Below are 23,539 nucleotides of genomic sequence, written 5' to 3' on the forward strand. Positions count from 1 at the left end.
TAAATCCTGTATGGAACAAAAAAACCTTTTCATAAAAATGAAAAGGTTTGGTTAATAATTGCTTATATATAAATCTAACTACTTTCCTAATGGAATATTGTACCCGAAGCCAACCCCGATGTTCCCCACATTATAGTCCTGTCCGGCAAGATCACCTTTATCTCCTACAAAAACCTTCTGGTATTGTACAAAGAAATTCCAGTCTCTGTTGTGGTATCCGATCTCAGGCTTGATATAGAACCCTCCGTCCGGTCTGTCAACACTGCTGTTGGAAGCTACTTTTTTATCTCCTACTAAAAATCCGTACCCTAAGTCTGTCCCGAAGTAGAAACCTGTCTGTTTAGGATAGATTCTAACTAAAGCTCCTACAGGAATTACCCCTACATCATTATTATCATATCCATTGTTATTTTTTGAAAAATAATGGGTGTACCCGGTGGCAATACCTAATCCGAATCCCGGAGTAATAAGGTTCTGGTAGGATACATCTACACCCGCAGCTGCGGAAAGATTATCTGCAGGAACTGCCAAACCGGCATTGGCTCCTACTTTAATCATATTATTCATTTTTGAGTCCTGCGCGCTTGCGATACCTGCTGTTAAAATTCCGGCTAACAATATGGCTTGTTTTAACATTTTCATAACTCTAATTTTTTAAATTTTACTAAGCAATAGGATGTAAAAATCATGCCAACGAAGGTATTTCTAATTTTTTTAACACTCAATATTATTTTAATAAATTGAATTCCAACATGTTAAACTATTTTAAAAATTAAATAACTGTTTAAGATAACAGAAGCCGTAAGATTTCCAAATGCATATATTTCTAATAAAAATTTATTTACTAATGAATGAATCGGTTTAAGGGTTTTTTTAAACCTCTAAAAAATTTCCTTCTCCCGGCTTCTTTTTTCTCTTCCAAAATACGACCTCCCACTTTCCTCCGTTATTATTTTAACCTTTTCCCTTCAAGGGCATCAAAACATAAACTTCTCAAAATGGCTGACCTCCTATCACATCATAAACATCTTCTCTGGCGTGCAGGCTTTGGAGCCGGCATCAACCAGATTGAGGATATGAAAAATAAGAGTATTAAAACACTCACACAGGAACTGTTCAAAGAAGAGGTTTTTGTGGAAGTCACTTATGATACCCCCGATCCTGTTTCTACGGCCGGCATGGACAGCCCGTCACCTGAAGAAAAAAGAAAGGAACTACAACGGTTCAACAGAGAACAGAATAACGAACTTAATCTCAATTTCCTTGATAAAATGGTGAACAGCCGTGAGCAGCTGCGTGAAAAGATGGCTTTTTTCTGGCATGGGCATTTTGCCACAAGAGTGAATAATCCAAAATTCAACCAAAATCTGCTCAATACCATCCGGAAAAATGCGCTGGGCAGCTTTAAAGATCTTCTTTTTGCCGTAAGCAACTCTCCCGCCATGCTCAGTTTTCTTAACAATCAGCAGAATAAAAAGGATCATCCCAATGAAAACTTTGCCCGTGAGGTGATGGAGCTTTTCACAATGGGAAGGGGAAATTATACCGAACAGGATATTCGTGAAGCTGCCAGAGCTTTTACGGGATGGGGATTTGATAAAGAAGGGATATTCAGGGAAAGAAAACAGCTTCATGACGAAGGCATCAAAACTTTTTTAGGAAAAACAGGAAACTTCAGAGGCACAGATATTTTAAACATCATTCTTGAACAAAAAATAACAGCCCGTTTTATAACGACTAAAATTTATAAATTCTTTGTGAATGAAAATCCGGACAACAAAGTTATTGACACGCTGAGCAATGATTTTTACAGGTCCGGTTATGATATAAAAAAACTCATGTATGCTATATTTTCAAGCTCATGGTTCTATGATAAAAAGAATATCGGCAACAGAATTAAATCTCCTATAGAGCTTATGACCGGCATAATGCGGATGCTTCCCATGCATATCCGGAATCCTGAAAACCTCATCGTTTACCAGAAACTTCTGGGACAGATGCTGCTCTACCCTCCGAATGTTTCAGGATGGCCCAACGGAAAATCATGGATAGACAGTTCTACGCTGATGCTTCGTATGCAGATTCCCCAGATATGGTCAGGGTTAAGACCTCTGGAATACAGTCCAAGGCAGGATGACGACATTGATATGGGCATGAAATCCCGTGAAACCGCTCTAAACAAAACATTTAAAAATCCCAATATTACGATTGACTGGGAACGTCTGGAAAAAATTTTTGCCGGGAAAAACTGTGAAGATTATCTGATTCAGAATTCAGGAACACTTGATATGGCTTCGGTCAATAATTTTTCCGATAAGAGTATAAAAATGACCGTGATCAATCTGATGTCTACACCGGAATATCAGTTAATGTAAGGTATTCATAATCAAAATCAAGAAATATGTTAATCAAAAGAAGAGAATTCCTCAAAATCAGTTCACTGGCCGCAGCGTCACTGATGATGCCCGATTTCTTAAAAGCAATGACCTTTGACGGAGCCCTAGAACCCAATCAGAAAATCCTGATTGTACTTCAGTTCACAGGCGGTAACGACGGCTTGAATACCATTATTCCAACAAGAAACGATGTTTATTTCCGGGAAAGAAACAGCATCGCCATCAAAGACTCCCTTTCCCTGAATGATGAAACGGGAATTAATCCTTCTCTTTCCTATTTTAAAGAACTTTTTGATAACGGTGAACTTTCCGTAATGAATAATGTCGGCTATCCTGATCCTGATAAATCCCACTTCCGGAGCATGGATATCTGGCATTCTGCAAGCCGGAGTGATGAGTTTCTGGAAACCGGATGGATTGGCCGTTTTCTGGATGAAGAATGCTACCGCTGTGAACATCCTACGCAGGCTCTGGAAGTAGACGATATGCTGAGTCTTGCCCTGAAAGGTGAGAATAACAAAGCTTTTGCATTCAAAGATCCGAAAAGATTATACCAGACCAGCCAGGAAAAATATTTCAAGGCGCTGTATGACCACCATCATGAAGATGAAACAGTTTCTTATTTATATCAAACACTGGGTTCCACGATCAATAATGCGGATTATATATTTGAAAAAAGCAAGGCAAAAAAAACAGATCAGACCTATCCGGATTCCCAGCTGGGAAAAGATTTCCGGACTGTAGCTTCTCTTATCAAATCCGACATCAACACGCAGGTATATTACCTTTCAATAGGAAGTTTTGATACCCATGTCAACCAGAATCAGAGACAGAAAAAACTGTTCAGCGACATCAATGAGGCCGTAAAATCTTTTGTAGCCGACATGAAAAGTAACGGGCTTTTCAATGATATTCTTCTGATGACCTTCTCGGAATTCGGGCGCCGCGTAGCCCAGAATGCCAGCAATGGAACCGATCACGGAACTGCCAATCAGATGTTTTTTATCAGCGGAGGACTTAAAAAGAAAGGTCTTCTGAATGCCCTCCCTGATCTTCAGCAGCTGAATCAGGGCGATCTGATTTATACGGAAGATTTCAGAAAAGTATATGCTACCATCCTGAAAAACTGGCTTAAAGCAGATTCTTCCAAAGTATTGGGCTGGAAAAACGGAGTTTATGATTTTATCTGATGATCTGGGAAATATTTTTAAGCATTCAAAAGACCAGGCAGATAATATGTAATTATTTGAAAATTTTAATAAAGCTATCCTTTTCCAGACTTTCCAGTGAGAAATCAAAATCTGCATTTTCTTTTACGGAAGTGATTTCTGCTCCTAATTCAGTGACCAGCCTATTGAATGACATCGGTTCGTACCACTGCTGGTATAATGCATGGGTCGCCATTGCGGCAATTTCAGAATTTCCGGAAACATGGGAATGTCCGGCTCCGAAATTAAGCAGCACGAAACACTGCTTCTTACCCTTCGGAAGCATTATCCCAAGGACCGTCTGCCTTTGGACCGATTTACATTTAACTTCTGCAAAAAGACAGTCAGGATTCATCATATATTCTCTTGAGATATCGTCTCCTCTTCCGATGATGATCTTATAACTGCAGTCTGCGTTACCTGAATAAACATTATTCATGATCAGGGTTGGCCTGAACAGGCCTTTATCCGCATACAGATATTCAACAGCTCCGTTGGGTGCTGAAGTCATATCCCCGGAATACATCAGGCTCCCGTCATATTGATTATAAGCTGCATTCCAGCCGGTTTTACCCAGAAGATTCAGCCCTGAAAGATCCAGATCATGAGCTCCCCAGCTATCTTCCCAATACACACCTACAGCCAGCTTCTCCCCTGAAAACCTTGTTCCCGCAGGAATATTTCCTGCAAACATCTTTTCTGAAGAAGGCAGTCCGAATTCCACATCTTCAGGAAAATAAAATTTCTTTCCTGAAAGATCATATCTTGATTTCATATAATTCAGTATAAAATCATAGTTTTCTCCACTTACATTTCCTGCTTTTCCTGCTTTCACCCAGGATTTCCCGTTTCTGATCCTGTAGACAAAAGTATCCTGACCATACATTCTTAAATAGCAGGCGGACAAAGCCTTAAACAAAGCAAACGGAGTAGCGTTATCCAGCCAACGCAGATCCTCTTTCTCCAATAATGAATGGGTAGCTTCATTCAGAGGATTGGATATTAAAGGCTTATGATAGATCTTAGACAGTTTTGAGATCTTATTGATTGTTTTCGGAGCTCTTTTTTTATAGGCTAAAAAAAGGGGCTTAAATCTGTTAAAAATTTCAGCCAGCCTCTCCAATCCGAAATTTTCGAACAAATAGCCTGGATTATACCTGCTCTCCTTAACGGCATCAATTAGTTCTTTATTTTTAATCAGCAGTGAAGTATCTGTTGTTTTATAGATCACATATCTGAAAAATTCTACAGGATTATCGGGATAAATGCCGTAACGGTCTGCAATTTTTATAACAGCTTCTTTGTTTCTGATATTCTCCTTTCCTGTAAACTCGTATTCCAGATCTTCTTCCAGAACCGCGATAAGATCATCCACGGTTTCTTCTTTAAGAGCAACTCCGGATCTCAGCACTGAAAGGCATTTCTCCGTCATTTCTTCTTCAGAATACGCTTTAAAAACCCTGAATATCAACTTGGTTTCAGGAACGTTCAATATTTCAGCCGGGATATAGATCTCATTCTGAAATTCGCTTCCATAAGTAGAAATATAATGCCTGATCTGTTCCAGCAGCAGGTCTGTTCTGCCTGTTTCCTTTATTTTCTTCCAGGATTTATGGAAAGTCCTGTTAAGGTCATTTCCTTTTAATTTTTCTTTTGAATAGTATTTTACGATCTGATTTTTAGCCCAAAGAGCTCCGGATTCAATCACAAAGCCTTCAGTGGAAATGAAAGGTTCCTTTCCTGAATCTTTCTTTAAAACAGCGTTAAATAATTGAAGTGTCCTCATCATGAATACAATAAATAAGTGAGGAGTATGTTCATTAAAAGTGAAGTGTATAGGAACTCCTTTTACCTATAATTTTGTAAAAAGGCGGGGAGTAACTTTCCATTGATATAGGAACTCCCTTTGCCTTTATTTTTCTCTGATGAAAATCACCGATATTCAAATATAAGCTTTTTCCATCAGGTATATTATGGTTTCAGCTCTGTGAGCCTACGCTTTTCTATATTTCTTTTTTTTCTTCCAAGGAGCATTTTTACCAACATCCCCCGCCATGATACATCCATACGGCACCACCTCATCCAGTACTTCACACAATCCGTATTCTTCAATCTGTGCTCTTACGTTTTTAGCGCTTTTATAAGCACTCGGCAGCTCGGAAATATCAATTTCATTAGAGAAGAAACGGATATCAAGCCCTTTGGTTTCTTCCTCGAAGATTTCTTCCGTTGTCTTATGGGCAAGAGACCTTTTATGCTGACTTCTGCTGAAGTTTCTTCCTGCTCCGTGCGGGGCAAATCCAAGGTTTCTTTCATTGGTTTTTCCCTGAACGATAAGCACAGGCTCTGCCATATTCAGAGGGATCAGCCTTGGTCCTGTAATATCCGGCATAAACTTATCATCCAGCGGAGTGGCTCCTTTAGCATGATAAAACAGGTCACCATCCCTGAAAACGAAATTATGCTCATTCCAATATCTGTTTTCTTTCTCTGTTTGCAGTTTATTCAAAACTGCATCATGAATGGAAGTATGATTTTCCTTCGTCCATTTTCTGATCAGCTGCAGGGCTTCCCAATATTCTTTACCTTCTTCAGTATCATAAGGAATCCATGCGTTTTCTCTCAGTGTTTCAGGAGAAATTTCCAGTCTGAAGCGGTTGGCTACCTTCATTCCTTTATCATATAATGCAGCACCCGGGGCTCTGGAACCGTGATGGGTAACCAGCATTGTATTTCCGGTATTTTTAGAAATTCCGACAAACAGGAAATGGTTTCCGTCTCCCTGAGTTCCCATATGAGAACGGGCGATGCTGATGAGTTTTTCATCATTTAAGAATTCATTTTCCCTGAAAGCATCCATCAGTTCCTGAGACATCGGCATCTGTTCCCCTCTCGCTCTTCCTCCATACCCGAAATGTGTCACGGAATGTGCAGCATCCAGCACTTCTTTGGGATCTGCTTTTCCAAAATCCGTAAGCATCACCGAACAACAGATATCCGCACTATGGAATCCGGGATGGATTGCGTTTTTAGCAACAACCACTCCTCCTACCGGAATCTGGCCTTCTGGACCCGTGGGACAGGCATCCGGCATAATAGCTCCTGCCGTTAATGTAGGGGTTTTCATCAGCACATTCATTGTTTTGATGACTTTCTCTACATTATCGTTCTCACTTTCATGCTCAGCCCTGATATTGATCACAAAATCTTTCGGAGCATCATGAAGCGGAATCAGGTCAGATTGCTTAAACTGCTCCAGATATTCTGAGATCTGCGTTTCATCCAGATTGTTTTCATTAATATAAGCGATGGCTTCTTTAAACCACTTCGCCGGTCTATACCCTAATTCTATTAAATGATTTCCGTTAAATTCCATTGTATTTGTATTTAATGATGCAAAGTAACAACACAAGTACGCAATAATCCTGCGCAGATAAAAAAATTTAGTTATTTTTGGAAAAAATAAATATACATGTTATCAGAAATAGTAAAAAATAATCCAGAGCCCCTTCAGTTCAAAGAAGTTATTGCCTTTATTGACGCACATTATGATTTTACTCCTACTGCATTTAAAAACGGAAACATAATGAATGAAGCCGGACAGAACAACGGTTCGTGCAAGGTTTTCAGTTTTGCAAAACTTCAGAAACTGTCCAAAGAACAGACTCTTTCCCTTTTCGCAGAATTTTACAGAGAGGATGTTCTAAAGAATCCCGAAGGAACCGACCACCAGAACATCAGAAACTTTATGGAATACGGATGGGACGGAATTGTCTTTGAAGGAGAAGCTCTGAAAGAAAAATAATAACGGGAATTTTTACTCATCCTTTAAAAACGTACAACCATGTCATCCAATAAAAACGCACTGATCCGCTACAAAACGCTGGATAAATGCTTAAAAAACAAATACCGGAAGTATACCCTGGAAGATCTTATCGATGAATGTTCTGAAGCCCTGTTTGAGTTTGAGGGAAAAGAATCTTATGTAAGCAGGCGTACTGTTCAGCTCGACCTTCAGAATATGCGCAGTGAGAAATTCGGGTATGAAGCCCCTATTGAGGTATATGAAAGAAAATATTACCGTTACAGCGATCCTGAATACAGTATTCATAATATTTCTGTGAACGAAAGTGACCTGAAAGCCATGAACAATGCCATACAGATTCTAAAGCAGTTCAAAGATTTTTCCATGTTCAAAGAAATGAACGGGGTGATTCAGAAACTGGAGGATTCAATTCATTCTACCAGCCAGAAATCTATCATCCATCTTGATAAAAATGAACAGCTGAAAGGTCTGGAACATATTGACATCCTATATGAAAGCATTGCCAGTAAAAAGGTTCTGAATATCCTGTACCGCAGTTTTACGGCAAGAGAGTCCAGCAGTTATATTGTACATCCGCAGCTTCTAAAGGAATTCAACAACCGCTGGTTTCTCATCTGCTTTCATAAAGGAAAAATGTATAACCTTGCCCTCGACAGAATGGAAAAAATAGAACCGGAAGAAAGTCTTCCTTATATTGATAAGGAGCTGGACGGTGATGAGTATTTCAAAGATATTGTAGGAGTAACAGTTTCCGAGACTATGGCTCCCAGAAATGTTATTTTCTCTGTAGATTCTTCCAATTCGCCATATATAAAGACCAAGCCTCTGCATAAGAGCCAGGAAATTATCCGCGAAACAGAAGAAGGTACACTTTTCAAAATCTGTGTTCAGATCAACTATGAGCTGGAAAGGCTGCTGCTGGGCTTTGGAGAATCTCTCATTGTTCATAAGCCACGGAGACTGAGATTAAGAATGGAGGCAAAATTTAAAGCAGGCTATGAAAATTATAGAAGTTTAGATATTCAGGATGAAAACGGATAAACTTTGAGCAGTGATTATTTTTTTCCTGCTTACATCAGCAGACTGAAATTACTCTGTAAACCTTATGCAAGCTTTTAAGAGCCTATTTTTATGCCACTGATGCACTGATAAAATAAAAAATGGCTTGGAAATTGTATTTACCTATCTATAAAATAACACTATGAAATCAAGAATATTTAAAGCCCTTATTGCTATTATAGCTCCGATTGCTATAGAATATATCGTAAAGAAAATATCGGAGAAGTTAGATAAAAAAGAAGAGGAAAAACCCAAAGAGCCTAAGCAGATTACTGCTTAACAAAAAAGTAGTTAAAATTTAAAATTGTTGAAAAGAGACCGTCATATGATGAATGGTCTCTTTTTTATGTAAAAGTCTTACAAATTCATCTCTTTTACAGAAAAATATCCTTCTTTCAGCTCAATAACTGTTCTCTTTCCGTAGCCGATATGCAGCTTAAACATATTTTCCAGCGGAAACTGAAGAACCGTTTGCAGTATGAGCCGTATTACTCCTGCATGGGTGACCAGAAGAATTTTGTCTCCATTTTCGGTAGCAGTGAGCTCTTTCCAGAAGTTAATGACGCGGGCCCGCATTTCCAGAAGATTTTCTCCTTCCGAAGCTTTAACATGAATAAAATCCTCATACCAGGGATTGATTTCTTCTTCCGGAATTTCTGCCCATGGTTTCATTTCCCAGTTTCCGAAATTCATTTCACGAAGCCTTTCATCTGTGGCATAATTCAGCTGAATATATTCTGCCAAAAACGTACAGCGCCGGGACGGGCTCGAAATAACCCTGTTAAAATCCCGCTCCAGGTTCAGGATTGTAAAATCTTTGATATAGTCCTCCTTTAAAGGCATTTCTGCAAATCCGTAACACAAGCCTGACGGATTTTCTACAGCAGTATGACGAATCAGATGAATTTCCATACGATCATTGTTCCCAGATAAAACAAAACTTCACTTACCTGTTGTACAGACCCCAGGCAGTCTCCTGTATAACCACCGATATGTTTCTTAAAATACCAGCCCATACAGATTTTTCCGATATATGCCAATATAAATGCTATGATCAGGCGAGGATCCGGAATCAGGACAAAAGCCACCATCACACTGAGAAAGCTTACCAGTAAAGATTTACCATCCAGAGGTTTATTGGCCAGCGGCTTGGATTTACTGACATCAATATCCGTAACATACTGGTGGGTATAGATCATTGTTCCCGAAATAAAACGGCTAACCGTATGAGCCAGGACAATAATGCTGAAGGTGGGAATCAGATCCATATTTCCCAATGCTTTGATGCTGAAAAATTTCAGAGAAAACAACAAAATGATTCCCACCGCTCCGTAAGCTCCTACCCTGCTGTCTTTCATAATCGTAAGAATCTTTTCTTTTCCGTACCCGCCTCCGAAACTGTCACAGACATCCGTAAAACCATCTTCATGAAAAGCTCCGGTGAGCAAAACGCTGGAAATCATCATCAGGACAATGGCAATATCCAGGTTGAAAATATGATAGGAAAGATACAGGACAATAGCATTGATAAGTCCTACCAATAGCCCTACCCATGCAAAATATTTCTGCGACCGGTTCATAATTTCCCCTGAATACGGGATCTTAAACGGAACCGGAATTCTTGTGAAAAACATCAGCGCCGTTGCAAAATAAATCAGTTCATTTTTTACTGCTTTCATTTATTCTTTATTTGAAACATGAGCGTCTTCAAAACTTGACATTTCATTCAGGAAATTCACGGCACTCTGTATTAATGGATAAGCCAATGCGCAACCAGTTCCTTCTCCGAGACGCAGGTTAAGGTTCAGTAAGGCTTTCTGCCCTAAAAGTTCAAGAAGCTTCTGATGGGCATTCTCGTCGCTGACATGGCAGAAAATACAGTTTTCAAGAATCTCTGCATTCTTTTTAGAGATTGCTGCTACCGCCATGCTGGCAATAAAGCCGTCCACCATAATCAGCATATCCTGTTTAAAAGCTTCTTCCATAGCGCCCATCATCTGCACGATTTCCAGTCCGCCAAAAGTCTGAGCCACTTCATCAGCCGTTATAGCCTGAGGATATTGCTGTAAAACTTTAGATAAAATATTGATTTTACGTTGAAGCTGTTCATCATCAAGCCCGGTTCCCCTTCCTATACAGTCTGCTGCCGGCAGATCAAAAAGCCTGCTCATCATCAGTGAAGATGCAGAGGTATTCCCGATGCCCATTTCTCCAAAACCGATGATATTACATTCTGTTTCCGCAATTTCTGACACGACAGACCTGCCGTTTTCCAGCGCCTGCCGGTATTCTTTTTCTGTCATCGCCGGTTCTTCAAGCATATTCCGGCTGGACTTCCTTACTTTCTTACCGATTAGTTTCAATCCTTCCGGAAAATCAAAATTTACACCGGCATCCACAATTTTTATTTCAATTCCCTGTTGTCTGCAAAACACGTTGATAGCAGCACCTCCGCTCAGGAAATTCATCACCATCTGGTATGTTACCTCCTGCGGATAGGCACTCACGCCTGCCGAAGCAATACCATGATCTGCAGCAAAAACAACCATATGCGGATGTAAAAGCTGAGGTGAAACGGTTTTCTGAACCATTCCTATTTTATGGGCAAGAGATTCCAGATATCCCAATGCTCCTAATGGCTTTGTTTTGAAGTTTATTTTATGCTGAAGTTCGTTGGCTAACATAAGTATAAAGTTGGATTATTCGTGAAAGTGCAATATTAGTGAAAATAGGAGTGTTTTCGGATAAATATGATGAGGTTTGTCTACGCAAAAACATTACGCATTTATCGCTTTACTTTGCCGAACAATTAAAAACAATGACACCCAAAATAATAAAAAAAATAAAAGAAATAGAGGAAGAGCGCAGTGTGGAAGTGCTTCTGGCCGTAGAATCAGGAAGCAGGGCCTGGGGTTTTGCCTCTCCGGACAGCGATTATGACATCCGTTTTATCTACCGCCATGAAAAAGACTGGTACCTGACGCCATGGGATAAGGACGAAACTATAGAATTCATGACCTCTGATGACCTGGATGGCTCCGGCTGGGACCTCAGAAAGACGTTTCATCTGCTGTTGAAGTCTAATGCGGCTTTACTGAGCTGGTTTTATTCTCCGATCGTCTATAAAGAAAACAGAAAATTTACAGAATTTTTCAGACCTTTGGCAGATGCCTGTTTTTCTCCGATAGCGGTTTCCTATCATTATCTGAGCATGAGCAAAAAGTATCTGGAAGCATGCAGAACTGACGAGGTAAAGCTGAAAAGCTATTTTTACTGTCTGAGAACTGCTCTTACAGGAAAATGGATCATAGAAAAAGGAACAGTTCCCCCGGTACTGTTCAGTGATCTGCTGCCTCTGACTGATAACCCTACCCGAAGAAAAATAGAAAACCTTATTTCTTTGAAAGCCACAAAAGGAGAATCCTATCACCATCCCAACGATTGGGAACTCTTCAGATTTCTGGAAAAAACAATCCTTGAAAATGAGGAAAGATCCAGAAACCTGGCAGGAGGAAAAGCAGATAAAAGTGAAATGGAAAGGGTTTTCAGGGAAATACTAAAAATAAAGTAAAATGAAGCTGTTTCAATGGTTCACAAAAGAAAAAGCAATGAAAAATAACAATACAGAACCCGCAATTCATGTGGGGAAGGATGACAGTATACCACCGCATCCTTTTATTGAAAGATGTAAATATCTCAGAGAAGAATATGGATTGATTGTTCCTGACATTTATATATCATTTTTTACTCGTCATAAAGTGTCAGAAAATAATTTCAGGTACAAATGTCTTTGGGACAATGAGATTTATGAAAGGGTATTTTATACCAAAGAATTTATTGTGTATGTTGTAAAAAGGTATGCTGAAATTCATGGTGAACAAGCAGACTATACCCACCTACAGGAAATTCTGGATGAAGCTCATTATGAATTTATCCTTAAAGAGAACAGGTTTGCAGCAGATCATATGGATATTTCCTTTATCGATCAATGTTATGAAGAGCTGGAAAGAAATCAGGACTGCCTTATAATAGGAATTGAAACCTATGCCGATTGCGGCGGTGCTGAATATATGATCATGACCAGCGATAAAAAAGGATACAGAGGGGGAGGCTATCATGGTATGTCTGAAGATCTGGATATTAATGGCATTACAATTACCTATGAAATCCTGAATTATTACGGAACAGTAGGCGATACCATTATAAAGGAGCATTCATCCGCCCGGACTAACCAATCCTTTTAAATAATAAACAATGAAATTATTTCAATGGTTTAAAAGTATGAGTGAGGATACTCAAAATGTCCGGAAGAAAAAAGAACCCGAACCACCTCATCCTTTTATTGAACAATGCAGAGTTTTAAAAAAGGAATTCGGATTGATGGTTCCGCCATCTGCTATTGACTGTCTGGTACGTTTCAATCTTCCCAAAAATCATTATTATTACAGTCCGTTCTGGCATTTTGATACTGATCACCTTGAGCTATTTTTCACTGAGAAATTTATTGAACTGACAGTAGCCCGGTATCAGGAAATACATGGCAAAGAAGCAGATTTAGCTCCACTTCAGGACTTACTGGATGAGACGAGGTATGAATTTAACCTGAAAGATGACTGTTTTGATAATAAGATTCAGAATTCGGGTTTCATCAATCAATGTTACAGAGAATTCAAGGCTTCCGGTGAAGAGTTAATCATTACCCTTGATTTCGATTTCCAAAATCTTGTGCTTACCACTAAACTGGCGGGGCAGGTAGGACAGAATTATCCTGGGTTGAATACACTGTACAGAACGACTGCCGGAATCAGGTATGAAGAACTTCAGGATTACCAGCCACTGGAAGAAATTATCCGGAAAACATTGAACCAGGAAGATTAATTAGAATTAAAAAACTAATACCATGAAAAATATAATCGCGCTTTCTCCCATGTACACGGAAGACAGCAACAATCTGAAAAAAGCATCCATCAACTCTCCTTATGAGCTGAACCGTTTTAATGCCCAATGGAAGGTTCCTGAAGAATTCCGGGCCGATGTCATTGCCGTATATGGTGAAGATATTTATGCAGAGATTGTCGCCGGACAGTGCGGGCTTACCCTTACCAAACCGGATGATGACTGGATGGCTCATATTTCAGAAGAGTTTACCCAACGGAAAATTTCCTACGGCAGGCTGAAAGATTTTACAGAGCTGGAAAATATTTTCATCAAATGTGCAGATTTTAAAAGCTTTAAAGCGGGTGTTTATGATGAAGTAACTGATATCAAAGGTTTTGACACTGTTGACCCTGAAAGTACCGTTTTTATTTCAGAAGTCGTGGAATGGCAGCTTGAAGTGAGGTGTTTTGTATTGAACGGGGAAATAAAAACCCACTCATCCTATTGGAGGAACAGTACTTTTGATACCAATCCGCTTTCTGAAACAGAACAGCAGGAAATGTTCTCATTTTTTGAGAAGTTCATCAGACAATACGCCTCTACCCTTCCCAAAGCAGTCGTTCTGGACTTTGGAATTATCCGGGGAAAAGGCTGGGCCCTTATTGAAGCGAATCCCGCCTGGTGTTCCGGCTTATATGCCTGTGATGCAGAAAAAGCCCTGGAGGTGATTGTTGAAAGCTGTGTTAAACATTAGAGAAAACCATTAAGAGAAATGAACATTTTAAGTAAATGAATGTGCTGTAACAGCAGCAATTTTAATTTTTAACTGACTCATGATCTTAATGGTTTCCTTTTATCCGGCCCTTTTGTATTTTAGTGGAAAATATACATATGAAATATTTTTCCCTTCTATGCATCTTTATTCTGCTTGCAGCCTGTACCGGAAAGGACGGGAATAAAAACGCCAGCCAGCCCGCCAGTCTGCATCAAAAGACAATGGTTAAAAACGATTCATCGGTAACTGCTACTTCGGAAGCCACAAATACGTCAAAAGACAGTCTGAATGAAGTCATGCTTGAAGATGATATTCTGTTCAACGGTAAGCTGAAAAGATTTTTTTCCCTCAATGATTTTGAAAAAGTATTTGGAAAAGCGGACAGCATTAAACTGATGTCTGAAGAAGCTCCCTGCAACTATATTTTTGAAAACCCGGACGGAAGCAAAGATATGAACGATCGGTACCTCTATAAAAACGGTTCCCGATTTGAAAACTCTCAAAATAAAGTTGCGGTAGATGAATTCAGGTTTCTTAACGGAAATTATATCCTGTACAAAGGTATTAAAATTGATGCCCACACCACTATTAATGATCTGAAACCCATCTTTCCTAACGCCATAAGAAATATCGGCATACTGGATGTATATGAAGAAGGTAAACTCCGGGTGATACAGCTCAGAGAAGATCATGAAGGAATTTCAGACGGACATCTTAATCTATTTTTAAAAAACAACAGGGTCTTTTTTATGCACTGGTGGTTTCCCTGTTAACAGCTCCCAACCCTCTAAATAGGAGAAAATTCACTTCTCCAACTGAAGATTAAAACAGATATTTCAAATAAAATTTCAAACATTCTTTATTACGCAAAAACATCGCGCACTTATTCGCTTACTTTGCATCATCAATAAGGAAGGCCGTAGCTCAGTTGGATAGAGCAACGTAAACATACTTTATTAAATTTTAACCCGCGAAATGGGTGTGATGATAAAGTTACTTCGCTTCGTAAGCCGTGTGTCGCCGGTTCGAGTCCGGCCGGTCTTCCTGATGATGAAGCGGTGTGAGATTAAGGTTACTTCGATTCCAAAAAAAACACCTTAATCAAAGTTTAACCGCTTTTTTTATTAATGCAAAAACGAATGGTATGTCAAAATTTAACGCAAGAAAAACAGGTTTCGAATCCGGTATAATTGCCGGAAAACTGACTGATAAAGCTGGAAAGTATTCTGATTACGAGCTGTTGAGAAGAGTGACTCTTGCCAATATGCTTTTCGAATCAGATTATTATCAGTCTGCTGATGAGATCATGAAGCAGATTGAGGACCTGTGTTACAGGGTAAACGGAGAGCAGATCATTGAACTGGCTTTGGAATGCCGTTTTGAACAGAAGCTGAGACATACACCTTTATGGTTGCTTATCCTTGCTCATGAAATTCACGGAGTTTCAGTAAAAGATGCTGTGGCTAAAATTGCCAGCCGGCCAGATATGACCATGGATCTGCTTCAGATGCTGAAAGCCAGAAACGGTTCGTATAAAATGCCTAAATCCATTAAGAAAGGCCTTGCCAAAGCTTTTGATCAATATGATGAATACCAGATCGCCAAATATAAAAAAAGCAACCTGGAATTATCTCTGGTAGACGTTGTGAATCTGGTACATCCGAAACCGACGCCTCAAAATGAGCAAGCTCTGAAAGCGCTTATCGGGGATACTTTACAGCCTGCCAATACGTGGGAAACTGCTCTGTCTCAGGGTGCTGATAAAAAAGAAACTTTTGAGAGAATGATTGTTGAAAAAAGCCTTGGTTCCCTGGCGATCCTGAGAAACCTGAAAAATATGGCTGAAGCAGGAATTTCAAGACAGACTATTAAAACAGCCATTTCACAGGTCGGAAGCAGCTGGCTTACGCCGCTGAACTTTCTGTCTGCCCAGAGAAATGCTCCGGATTTCACGGCTGATATTGATGAAGCCATGAAAAACTGTTTTGCCCAGGAAAAAATTCAAGGAACAACGATTCTGGCGATTGATGTTTCCGGAAGTATGGGACAGGTTACTTCTTCCCAGTCTAAATTTTCAAGAATGGATCTTGCCTTTGCTATGGCAGCCGCAGGTTCCTATATTTTTGAAGATCTGATCCTGGTATTCACTGCCGGATGTGATGGTGATAGAAAAGGAAAGCACATGGTCTGGAGCAATGGTAAAGGGCTTGGGCTTTTTAACAGTTATCAGCAGATTTATCAGGAATTGGGAGGTGGTGGTATCTTTACCTATCAGCTATGTGAATGGCTGAAGGAAAAAGGATATGCCAAAGATGCGGAAAGACTGGTGGTGATCTCCGACAGTCAGGATATTGATGCGCATTACAGGCTGGACAGAAAACCGGATACCTCACCTTATAAAAATTCATATATCATTGATATTTCAACCCATACCCACGGTATAAAAACCGGAAACTGGACTGCGGAAATCAATGGATGGAGTGATAAAATATTTCATTATATTAAGGCTTTGGAAAACTAAGGTTTTCCGGAGCTTTATGCTAAAGCAGAACCATGAAAAAGAAGTTAAAATTCAGGCACCTGAATGACAGATATGCCATTGCCCATGACAGGGTTAACGAAAGATACGGATTGTACAATAAAGAAACTCAAAACTTTGACATTCCGGTCATTTATAAGCATCTGGATGCCAATTTTGAAAACAGCCCATTGTTGGTTGCGGAGAATTCAGAAGGGCTTTACGGCTATCTGGATCAGAATAATGAAATCGTGATCCCGTTTCAATATGAACATGCACGTATGTTCCGGGACGGTTTTGCCTGTATCAGCAGATTTACAGACGAAAATGGCATCGGGAAATCCTATGAGGGAGTGATCAACGAAAAAGGAGAAATGATCCTTCCTATGGAATATGAATTTATTTACAGTAAACATCCTAATGAGTATGCCATTGTAAAACAAAATGGAAAATGCGGGATCATTACATTCGATAAAAAGATGATCCTTCCACTGGAATTCGACTATATTGAAGCATTCAGCAGCGCAATGGAAGAGGTTTTTGAATGCACACAAAACAACAAGACCGGCCTATATGACATTCGCGCCGGGAAGTTTATTGTTCCGCCGGAGCTTGATGGTACCGAAGAAAGCTTTATAATTGATGGAAATCCGGGTTATGAATATCATATTTTCAAGAAAAACGGTCTGAATGCACTGGTAAAAATCCAGTTCGGTACTCTTACTTTTCTTACGGATTATATTTACGAACATATTGATCATACTGAAATGTGTGAAGATAGAGTCCTCGTTTCTCAGGACGGATTATGGGGAATGACTGATATTGATGGAAATCTCATTATCCTGTGCGAATATGATCATATTCTCCCGGCCCAAAATGGAAGAATAAGAGCAAAAAAAGGCAGACGAAATTATATACTCAGCCTTGACGGTAAAGTTCTGGAAGTCATTTGACCGATCTTTTTCAGCTTTTATCAGAACAATTTTTACTTATCTATTACATAAAAATAACCTGCAAACAGGGATTCTGTCTATTTTCATACTTTGCAGGGAACAAAATGAACTAAAATGAACTACAAAATCATCTATCACGAAGAAAAATTAAAGGAATTTATTGATTGGCTTCCCGACCTGAAATCCAATGAACAATATTATGTACAGCTTCTGGCCCGGAAAAAATACAATCCGGAAACGGGGCTGAAAGCAGATAAAGCTCAGTTAAAGCGTTTTACGGCAACCAAAGAAATGCTTCTTCATAAAATCAGGCAGCTTGAGCTTCCTCTGGGGCTGTACGAATCCGGCGGAACTGATGTTTCACAGGATAATCTTGCTGTGTATATTACCCCGAATCCCCGGGATCTTCATAAGGCTTCACTGCTTCTGATGCGGGAAATTTCCGAAAGGCTGATCCGTAATGATAACGCGATTAATGCTCATACCCTGTCTTTGAACCTCATCCAGACCTCCACATCGAGGAAAGTTTTCTTTGACCTTGATATTGATTTCAGAACTGAAGATCATCAGAAAGCCGTTAATCAATTCAGAGCTGATATAGAAAATGTCATCAATGCTGACTGTCTTACCTTCATCAAAACCCATGGCGGGCTGCACTGCCTTATCAAAACAGAAGCTATCGGAAAAGAATACCAGAAAAACTGGTACCAGAAGGTTTCACAGCTGACCTGTGATGAGTATCAAGTAACGATGAATGGAGACAATGTACTTCCTGTAGCAGGATGTATCCAGGGAATTGGGTTTTCACCTTATTTTTTAGATTAAACAACTATGTGTACATTTGGCAATGAAATAAAATTCTGCACCTGTATTGAGGGCAATATTGATGAAATAAAAGATATTTATATCTGGAATTTAAGCAGGTATACAGGACCAAAAGAATCCATGAGGCGGGGAAAGATCATGATGCCTGTCAAAGATTTTGAAAATGGTATTTCTGCGGAAAATATCATATCAAAGTTAAATACGGAAAATATTTTCGATTTTGAATATACCGCTCAGGAAAGAGATACACTGCACATCAGCTTTAATGCAAAAGACTGGGCAGAATATAAATATTTCAGTCTTATATTCCAGGATGGAATATGGCAGGAAGGAAGAAATCCTGTTTTTACAAGCATCATAAAAAAAATAGCCGGTGGTGAAGTAAAAATCATGAATGAAGGAGAAAACAGACGAGAATAGTTATAATCCTCCACCACTTATTCACTTATTTTCATTTCCACTGTAAAATCATACGACAAAATTATCGTACGATAATTTTGTCGTATGATAAATTTATCGTACCTTTCTGATACCAAACATCCATATCATGAAAGAATTTTTTCCACTCACTCCTTCTACAGGAACTTTAAAAGATGAGCAGATTATAGGCAGGGAAAAAGAGATCTACAACATCCTCAGATCTTTAAGTGTACAAAGTATAACACTGGAGGAAATGAGAAGAATGGGCAAAACGCTTCTTCTTAAAAAGTTGGTTTACCTGTGCAACAACAATGAAGTTCCTGATCAATTTAAAAAAGAAAATTTCAAAGCAATTTATTTTTCACTTCAGGGACAGCAGAATCTGGGAGAAGTCATAGATAAACTTATACAGGGCTTCAATGGCTTCAAAAAATGGTATAAAATAAATCTGGCCAAAACCGGGGAATTTATAGCCAAGCTGGTAAGTTCCATCAAGGTTGATGTATACGGAGCAGAATTTTCGGTGAATCTGCCGGAGTATCAGAGAAGCTGGAAAAAAATATTTTTTCAGACCTTAGAAAATGTGGGGGAAAATTTACAAAAAGACAACAGCAAGCTTATTCTGATTTTGGATGAGCTGCCTATCATGTTATGGGAATGGTATCAGGCAGGAAGATATGAAGAAGTCACTGAGTTCCTGGATATTCTCAGAGAAAGAAGACAGGAGCTGGAAAATAAGGGCTTACGGTTTGTTTACTGCGGTTCTATTGGCATTAAGGTTATATTACAAACCTTAAGGAGAACATTGAATTATACGGGAGAACCCACTAATGACATGAGAGAGTTCAATGTAGCTCCTTTTTCAGAGGAAGAATCTTCGTTTTTAATGGAATGCTATCTTCTGTCCGGATATACGATTGATACAGGAAAAAAGGCGGAAATCTTTAAGTTGATCCATGAATTATGCGACGGGCTTCCTTTTTATATCGCTCATCTGTTTCTTATCATTCAGTCGGAATTTAATCTTGAGGTGAATGAAGACACTATACGGAAGTCCCATCATCTGATTTTAAATGATCCTTCCTATCAAAAAGCATTTAAGCAGCTTACAGAACGTCTTGTGATCTATTATAAAGATGATTCAAAGCTGATGAGTAAAGTCCTTTCACTTATTTCGAAAGCAGACTATCCGGTTTCAGAAGCGGAAATCATTACGCAGATAGATGCCGAAGATGAAAAAATTAAAGATATCCTGGAGATACTTACAGAGGATCATTACTTTATTAAAGCAGCAGACAGTGAGGGAAGAAAATATAGTTTCAAATATAAACTTTTCAAGGAATGGTGGAGAATAAACAAAGCATAAATACAGTACTTTCATTCGGAGCCAAAAGCGTAAATCCCGAAATACTGGAGCAGCTGCTTACCGGAAGAGCCGCAGCTGCCGATTTTTTCGAAAATAAGGTAGATGCAATTGTCAAAAATAACAACAACCAATTCTGGCTTATTATAGGACAGCGGGGAATGGGAAAAACCCACCTGATGAGCGTTTTACATTCCAGAATACAACATTATGTAAAGGAAGGGAAGCTTGCAACAGCCTATTTTGCTGAAGAAGAATACGGGGTAGACAATTTTTTTGATTTCCTGCTGAGAATCTTAAATTCCTTTATTAAATGGTATGAGGAAGATCAGGCCTATCTGCAAAAAGAACTGGAAATATTACAGAATACCGCAGCATCCAGACAATTAAGCTACCTTGAAAATATCATCAAAACGTTTACCGCTCAAAAGCAGCTTCTCATTCTTGCTGAAAATTTCGGAGATATCCTGGAACAGATGGGCAGAGAGGAGCAGGGCAGATTAAGGGCATGGCTTTATGAAAACGACAATGTCAGCATTATTGCCACCAGCCAGGCCATCAGTGATGATTTTGACCGGGAAGACCGCCCGTTTTACGGCTTTTTCACGTTATACTATCTTAAAAACCTATCTTTCGAGGAAGCTTATTCTTTTTTACTTTCTTTAGCTGAAATAGATAAGGAAAAAGCGCTCATCAAACATTTAAAAACAAAAGGAAAGCCACAGGTTCGTGCCATTTTTGATCTGGTAAAGGGTAACCACCGCCTGCTCGTTACTTTCTATCATTTTCTGAAAACAGATACCCTGGCCAAAGTATCAGAGAATTTCATTAAAACCATCAATGATCTGAAACCGTATTATGAAACGTATATCCGGTACCTTCCGCCCCAGCAGCAAAAGATATTGCGGTACATTGCATTAGCACGGCGCCCCCAGAAAGGAACCGAAATATCCAAAAACTGCTTTATAGAACAGAAATCATTAAGCAAGCAGCTGAGCGAGCTTTCCAGAAAAAAACTGGTTGATGCCATTCCCGATCCTGCCGACAGACGCAATAAGTTTTATGACATCACCGAACCTTTACTCAGGATCAGCATTGAGGTGGGGGAACACAAAGAGGGAATTACTTCTCTATTTATAGATTTTCTGGCGTATTACTACAATATTGAAGAGCTTGACAAAAGGAGCAAAAGGTTTAGCGAGCTTCTCCAGCACTGTGATGAAAAAGATCAGAAAAATATTTTATACGAATTAGAAGCTATTGATAAGGCTCTAGATATAAAACAGGAAAAATTAGAAGCTATATTTAATGAACTAACAGAGTTAATTCACAGAGACGATTTCAAAAAAGCTGAAGAAGTTTATTTTACCAATATCTCTGAAAATAAGGATGAAGTGAATCTTGTCATTGCAATACATTTACACAACGCACATAAGTATGAAAAAGCCATCAGCTATTTCAGAAAAATCAATGTTAATAAAAAGTCTTTCATTGCTTCTAATTCAACAAGTATAAATAAGTATTATACAGGATTTGCCAATTCTTTACTCAACTTATTTTTCACTACTGATGATTACCCGTTATTACAGAAAGCCATTGAATTAACAGAAACCATGTACAAAAAACATGGAATAATAAGCAACGAATATGTCATAGCGAGAACAGCAATGGCAAAAAGCTTATCTATAGAAGGTAAAAAATCAGAGGCTAAACAGATTTTCAGCCACATAATAGAGTTAGAATTCAACAGCTACTCAAATGAATATAAGTACCTGATTCTGGAATTGGTTTATGATTTATGGAACGGAGAAGAAAAGAAATTCACCTCCGAATACCTGAACTATATAAAATCGCTGTCTATAAAGGAAAGAGTTGAAATTTACGCAAAACTGGCCAAAATACCTTCTTTCAACATATTTTTCTTACTTTCTTCTACCATTGAAAAGGATATTCAAACAGGTGATCTGAACGAAATTCTTACGACCTGGATCATCAATATCCTGAGTTATTCCAGCGATTTAAAAGCCGATGAACTGATGCATTTAATAGCATTTACAGCACAAAACAGGGAACAGATCCCAGAACTGCTCATCTTGGAAGCATATACCATTCTTTACCAGGAAGTAATCATTAACAAAAACAATTCCGCCCTTTACGAGCTTCCTAAAGAACAAAGACTTTTCTTTGAACAAAAAATCCTTAAACATCATCATGACTATTCAGGACCTGAAAAATAAAAACCTTATTCTCCTTGAAGCCATTTCCGGAAGCCGCGCCTTCGGATTGGCTACAGAAAACTCGGATACAGACATCCGGGGTGTTTATTATTTACCGAAGAAAGACTTTTTCGGGTTGAATTATATTCCGCAGATTTCCAATGAAACCAATGATATTACGTATTATGAGATCGGAAGGTTTGTAGAGCTGCTTCAAAAAAACAATCCCAATATTCTGGAAATTCTGGCAACGCCTGAAGACTGCATCCTTCAAAAAGATCCGCTGATGAACCTGCTTCAGCCTGAAGACTTCCTCTCTAAATTATGCAAAGATACCTTTGCAGGTTATGCCATTTCACAGATTAAAAAGGCGAAAGGGCTCAATAAAAAGATCCTTAATCCTATTGAAAAAGAAAGAAAATCCATCCTCGATTTCTGCTTCATTCTTGAAGGAGAAGGCTCTGTTCCTTTGAAAAAATGGCTTTCGGAAAACCATCTGCTTCAGGAAAACTGTGGACTGACCAATATCGGAAATACCAAAGGAATGCATGCCTTGTTTTATGATGAATCCGGTAATTTAGGCTATAAAGGAATTATTCAGCATGAAGAAGCCAACCAGGTTTCTCTTTCATCCGTTCCGAAAGGTGAAAATCCTAAAGCTTACCTCTTCTGCAACCTGGATTCCTACTCCACCTACTGTAAAGATTACAGGGAATACTGGAAATGGGTTTCCGAACGGAATGAAGACCGCTACAACGTCAACCAGCAACACGGACAGAATTACGACAGTAAAAATATGATGCATACCATCCGCCTGCTTCAGTCCTGCGAACACATCTTCAAAACCGGAACCATGAAGATCCGGGTAGACAACCGCGAAGAACTGCTGGACATTAAAGCCGGAAATCAATCCTATGAAAACGTTATGCAGAAAACAGAAAATCTGATCGCTTCTATTGAACATTATTATTCATCATCTGATCTTCCGGACTTCCCGGATCTGGAAAAAACAACGGAAATTTTAATAGAAATCAGGGAGAAGCTATATCAATAATGGCTTGAAGCTGGAAGAGGGAGGCCGGAAGTTACTTTTGGTTACAAT

At 39.1% G+C, this 23,539-nt stretch carries 23 protein-coding genes and 1 tRNA gene; 18 read left to right on the forward strand and 6 right to left on the reverse strand.

What is annotated here, in order from left to right; translation table 11 throughout:
* Positions 1–78: 78 nt before the first annotated feature.
* Positions 79–642 carry a hypothetical protein gene (locus tag AOB46_RS03575; RefSeq protein WP_062696656.1) on the reverse strand — a complete coding sequence of 188 codons (564 nt, stop codon included), beginning with the start codon at positions 640–642 and terminating at the stop codon, positions 79–81.
* 356 nt (positions 643–998) lie between these two features.
* On the opposite strand from AOB46_RS03575, the gene AOB46_RS03580 reads away from it, so the two are divergent.
* Entirely contained in the window at positions 999–2,375 is a 1,377-nt protein-coding gene (locus AOB46_RS03580) for a DUF1800 family protein (RefSeq protein ID WP_062696657.1), read from the forward strand.
* 26 nt (positions 2,376–2,401) lie between these two features.
* A complete protein-coding gene (locus tag AOB46_RS03585; RefSeq protein ID WP_062696658.1) occupies positions 2,402–3,586 on the forward strand; it encodes a DUF1501 domain-containing protein in 1,185 nt (394 codons plus the stop codon).
* A gap of 52 nt (positions 3,587–3,638) precedes the next feature.
* Here AOB46_RS03585 and AOB46_RS03590 read toward each other — a convergent pair whose 3' ends face one another.
* Both AOB46_RS03590 and AOB46_RS03595 read right to left on the reverse strand, forming a co-directional pair.
* Positions 3,639–5,393: a hypothetical protein gene (locus AOB46_RS03590; RefSeq protein ID WP_062696659.1), complete on the reverse strand. Its 1,755-nt coding sequence runs from the start codon at positions 5,391–5,393 to the stop codon at positions 3,639–3,641.
* A gap of 204 nt (positions 5,394–5,597) precedes the next feature.
* The gene (locus tag AOB46_RS03595) at positions 5,598–6,980 is read right to left on the reverse strand and encodes an RtcB family protein (protein ID WP_062696660.1); all 1,383 of its coding nucleotides are present in this window, start codon (positions 6,978–6,980) and stop codon (positions 5,598–5,600) included.
* A 96-nt stretch (positions 6,981–7,076) separates the two neighbouring features.
* Between AOB46_RS03595 and AOB46_RS03600 the strand changes: the two genes are divergently transcribed.
* The 3 genes from AOB46_RS03600 (at position 7,077) to AOB46_RS23605 (ending at position 8,769) form a co-directional block, all read left to right on the forward strand.
* Positions 7,077–7,409: a HopJ type III effector protein gene (locus AOB46_RS03600; RefSeq protein WP_062696661.1), complete on the forward strand. Its 333-nt coding sequence runs from the start codon at positions 7,077–7,079 to the stop codon at positions 7,407–7,409.
* A gap of 39 nt (positions 7,410–7,448) precedes the next feature.
* A complete protein-coding gene (locus tag AOB46_RS03605; protein WP_062696662.1) occupies positions 7,449–8,471 on the forward strand; it encodes a helix-turn-helix transcriptional regulator in 1,023 nt (340 codons plus the stop codon).
* Between the two features lie 160 nt (positions 8,472–8,631).
* Positions 8,632–8,769 carry a hypothetical protein gene (locus AOB46_RS23605; RefSeq protein WP_185113841.1) on the forward strand — a complete coding sequence of 46 codons (138 nt, stop codon included), beginning with the start codon at positions 8,632–8,634 and terminating at the stop codon, positions 8,767–8,769.
* 77 nt (positions 8,770–8,846) lie between these two features.
* Here AOB46_RS23605 and cobC read toward each other — a convergent pair whose 3' ends face one another.
* From cobC to cobT, 3 genes are read right to left on the reverse strand one after another with little or no spacing between them, the layout of a single operon-like run.
* Positions 8,847–9,401, reverse strand: coding sequence for an alpha-ribazole phosphatase (cobC, locus tag AOB46_RS03610; RefSeq protein ID WP_062696663.1), 555 nt, complete (start codon positions 9,399–9,401; stop codon positions 8,847–8,849).
* Positions 9,386–10,168, reverse strand: a complete 783-nt coding sequence (locus tag AOB46_RS03615; RefSeq protein WP_062696664.1) for an adenosylcobinamide-GDP ribazoletransferase — start codon at positions 10,166–10,168, stop codon at positions 9,386–9,388. The genes cobC and AOB46_RS03615 overlap by 16 nt, the downstream gene beginning before the upstream one ends.
* Positions 10,169–11,173: a nicotinate-nucleotide--dimethylbenzimidazole phosphoribosyltransferase gene (gene cobT, locus AOB46_RS03620; RefSeq protein WP_062696665.1), complete on the reverse strand. Its 1,005-nt coding sequence runs from the start codon at positions 11,171–11,173 to the stop codon at positions 10,169–10,171. It lies immediately after the preceding gene.
* Positions 11,174–11,307: 134 nt separating this feature from the next.
* Here cobT and AOB46_RS03625 point away from each other — a divergent pair, with 134 nt between their 5' ends.
* From AOB46_RS03625 to AOB46_RS03680, 13 genes are all read left to right on the forward strand, one after another.
* Positions 11,308–12,060, forward strand: coding sequence for a DNA polymerase beta superfamily protein (locus AOB46_RS03625; protein ID WP_062696666.1), 753 nt, complete (start codon positions 11,308–11,310; stop codon positions 12,058–12,060).
* A 1-nt stretch (position 12,061) separates the two neighbouring features.
* Complete coding sequence (locus AOB46_RS03630) at positions 12,062–12,733, forward strand: hypothetical protein (protein WP_062696667.1); 672 nt, start codon at positions 12,062–12,064, stop codon at positions 12,731–12,733.
* Positions 12,734–12,743: 10 nt separating this feature from the next.
* Positions 12,744–13,367, forward strand: coding sequence for a hypothetical protein (locus AOB46_RS03635; protein WP_062696668.1), 624 nt, complete (start codon positions 12,744–12,746; stop codon positions 13,365–13,367).
* Between the two features lie 22 nt (positions 13,368–13,389).
* Positions 13,390–14,121 (forward strand): ATP-grasp domain-containing protein, encoded by a 732-nt coding sequence (locus AOB46_RS03640; RefSeq protein WP_062696669.1) that lies wholly within the window; start codon positions 13,390–13,392, stop codon positions 14,119–14,121.
* 137 nt (positions 14,122–14,258) lie between these two features.
* Complete coding sequence (locus tag AOB46_RS03645) at positions 14,259–14,915, forward strand: hypothetical protein (protein WP_062696670.1); 657 nt, start codon at positions 14,259–14,261, stop codon at positions 14,913–14,915.
* Positions 14,916–15,055: 140 nt separating this feature from the next.
* Positions 15,056–15,186: transfer RNA gene (locus tag AOB46_RS23285), tRNA-OTHER, on the forward strand.
* Positions 15,187–15,286: 100 nt separating this feature from the next.
* Positions 15,287–16,663: a TROVE domain-containing protein gene (locus AOB46_RS03650; RefSeq protein WP_062696671.1), complete on the forward strand. Its 1,377-nt coding sequence runs from the start codon at positions 15,287–15,289 to the stop codon at positions 16,661–16,663.
* A gap of 32 nt (positions 16,664–16,695) precedes the next feature.
* A complete protein-coding gene (locus tag AOB46_RS03655) occupies positions 16,696–17,613 on the forward strand; it encodes a WG repeat-containing protein (RefSeq protein ID WP_062696672.1) in 918 nt (305 codons plus the stop codon).
* A gap of 114 nt (positions 17,614–17,727) precedes the next feature.
* Positions 17,728–18,438 (forward strand): hypothetical protein, encoded by a 711-nt coding sequence (locus tag AOB46_RS03660; RefSeq protein ID WP_062696673.1) that lies wholly within the window; start codon positions 17,728–17,730, stop codon positions 18,436–18,438.
* Between the two features lie 6 nt (positions 18,439–18,444).
* Complete coding sequence (locus AOB46_RS03665; protein WP_062696674.1) at positions 18,445–18,858, forward strand: hypothetical protein; 414 nt, start codon at positions 18,445–18,447, stop codon at positions 18,856–18,858.
* 127 nt (positions 18,859–18,985) lie between these two features.
* Positions 18,986–20,224 carry a hypothetical protein gene (locus AOB46_RS23180; RefSeq protein WP_062696675.1) on the forward strand — a complete coding sequence of 413 codons (1,239 nt, stop codon included), beginning with the start codon at positions 18,986–18,988 and terminating at the stop codon, positions 20,222–20,224.
* Positions 20,200–22,458 (forward strand): winged helix DNA-binding protein, encoded by a 2,259-nt coding sequence (locus AOB46_RS03675; RefSeq protein WP_082377004.1) that lies wholly within the window; start codon positions 20,200–20,202, stop codon positions 22,456–22,458. The genes AOB46_RS23180 and AOB46_RS03675 overlap by 25 nt, the downstream gene beginning before the upstream one ends.
* Positions 22,433–23,491, forward strand: a complete 1,059-nt coding sequence (locus AOB46_RS03680; protein WP_062696677.1) for a DNA polymerase beta superfamily protein — start codon at positions 22,433–22,435, stop codon at positions 23,489–23,491. The genes AOB46_RS03675 and AOB46_RS03680 overlap by 26 nt, the downstream gene beginning before the upstream one ends.
* Positions 23,492–23,539: the final 48 nt, after the last annotated feature.

It is taken from the genome of Chryseobacterium indologenes (assembly GCF_001295265.1).
Lineage (GTDB): Bacteria > Bacteroidota > Bacteroidia > Flavobacteriales > Weeksellaceae > Chryseobacterium > Chryseobacterium indologenes_A.

What these genes read in the sequence shown, in the direction of transcription:
- AOB46_RS03645 (WP_062696670.1), top strand. Translation starts at nt 14,259, where the DNA reads ATGAAATATTTTTCCCTTCTATGCATCTTTATTCTGCTTGCAGCCTGT.
- AOB46_RS03580 (WP_062696657.1), top strand. Translation starts at nt 999, where the DNA reads ATGGCTGACCTCCTATCACATCATAAACATCTTCTCTGGCGTGCAGGC.
- cobT (WP_062696665.1), bottom strand. Translation starts at nt 11,173, where the DNA reads ATGTTAGCCAACGAACTTCAGCATAAAATAAACTTCAAAACAAAGCCA.
- AOB46_RS03590 (WP_062696659.1), bottom strand. Translation starts at nt 5,393, where the DNA reads ATGATGAGGACACTTCAATTATTTAACGCTGTTTTAAAGAAAGATTCA.
- AOB46_RS03635 (WP_062696668.1), top strand. Translation starts at nt 12,744, where the DNA reads ATGAAATTATTTCAATGGTTTAAAAGTATGAGTGAGGATACTCAAAAT.
- AOB46_RS03585 (WP_062696658.1), top strand. Translation starts at nt 2,402, where the DNA reads ATGTTAATCAAAAGAAGAGAATTCCTCAAAATCAGTTCACTGGCCGCA.
- AOB46_RS03595 (WP_062696660.1), bottom strand. Translation starts at nt 6,980, where the DNA reads ATGGAATTTAACGGAAATCATTTAATAGAATTAGGGTATAGACCGGCG.
- AOB46_RS03680 (WP_062696677.1), top strand. Translation starts at nt 22,433, where the DNA reads ATGACTATTCAGGACCTGAAAAATAAAAACCTTATTCTCCTTGAAGCC.
- AOB46_RS23605 (WP_185113841.1), top strand. Translation starts at nt 8,632, where the DNA reads ATGAAATCAAGAATATTTAAAGCCCTTATTGCTATTATAGCTCCGATT.
- AOB46_RS03640 (WP_062696669.1), top strand. Translation starts at nt 13,390, where the DNA reads ATGAAAAATATAATCGCGCTTTCTCCCATGTACACGGAAGACAGCAAC.
- AOB46_RS03665 (WP_062696674.1), top strand. Translation starts at nt 18,445, where the DNA reads ATGTGTACATTTGGCAATGAAATAAAATTCTGCACCTGTATTGAGGGC.
- AOB46_RS23180 (WP_062696675.1), top strand. Translation starts at nt 18,986, where the DNA reads ATGAAAGAATTTTTTCCACTCACTCCTTCTACAGGAACTTTAAAAGAT.
- AOB46_RS03630 (WP_062696667.1), top strand. Translation starts at nt 12,062, where the DNA reads ATGAAGCTGTTTCAATGGTTCACAAAAGAAAAAGCAATGAAAAATAAC.
- AOB46_RS03675 (WP_082377004.1), top strand. Translation starts at nt 20,200, where the DNA reads ATGGTGGAGAATAAACAAAGCATAAATACAGTACTTTCATTCGGAGCC.
- AOB46_RS03600 (WP_062696661.1), top strand. Translation starts at nt 7,077, where the DNA reads ATGTTATCAGAAATAGTAAAAAATAATCCAGAGCCCCTTCAGTTCAAA.
- AOB46_RS03655 (WP_062696672.1), top strand. Translation starts at nt 16,696, where the DNA reads ATGAAAAAGAAGTTAAAATTCAGGCACCTGAATGACAGATATGCCATT.
- AOB46_RS03660 (WP_062696673.1), top strand. Translation starts at nt 17,728, where the DNA reads ATGAACTACAAAATCATCTATCACGAAGAAAAATTAAAGGAATTTATT.
- AOB46_RS03575 (WP_062696656.1), bottom strand. Translation starts at nt 642, where the DNA reads ATGAAAATGTTAAAACAAGCCATATTGTTAGCCGGAATTTTAACAGCA.
- AOB46_RS03625 (WP_062696666.1), top strand. Translation starts at nt 11,308, where the DNA reads ATGACACCCAAAATAATAAAAAAAATAAAAGAAATAGAGGAAGAGCGC.
- AOB46_RS03650 (WP_062696671.1), top strand. Translation starts at nt 15,287, where the DNA reads ATGTCAAAATTTAACGCAAGAAAAACAGGTTTCGAATCCGGTATAATT.
- AOB46_RS03615 (WP_062696664.1), bottom strand. Translation starts at nt 10,168, where the DNA reads ATGAAAGCAGTAAAAAATGAACTGATTTATTTTGCAACGGCGCTGATG.
- AOB46_RS03605 (WP_062696662.1), top strand. Translation starts at nt 7,449, where the DNA reads ATGTCATCCAATAAAAACGCACTGATCCGCTACAAAACGCTGGATAAA.
- cobC (WP_062696663.1), bottom strand. Translation starts at nt 9,401, where the DNA reads ATGGAAATTCATCTGATTCGTCATACTGCTGTAGAAAATCCGTCAGGC.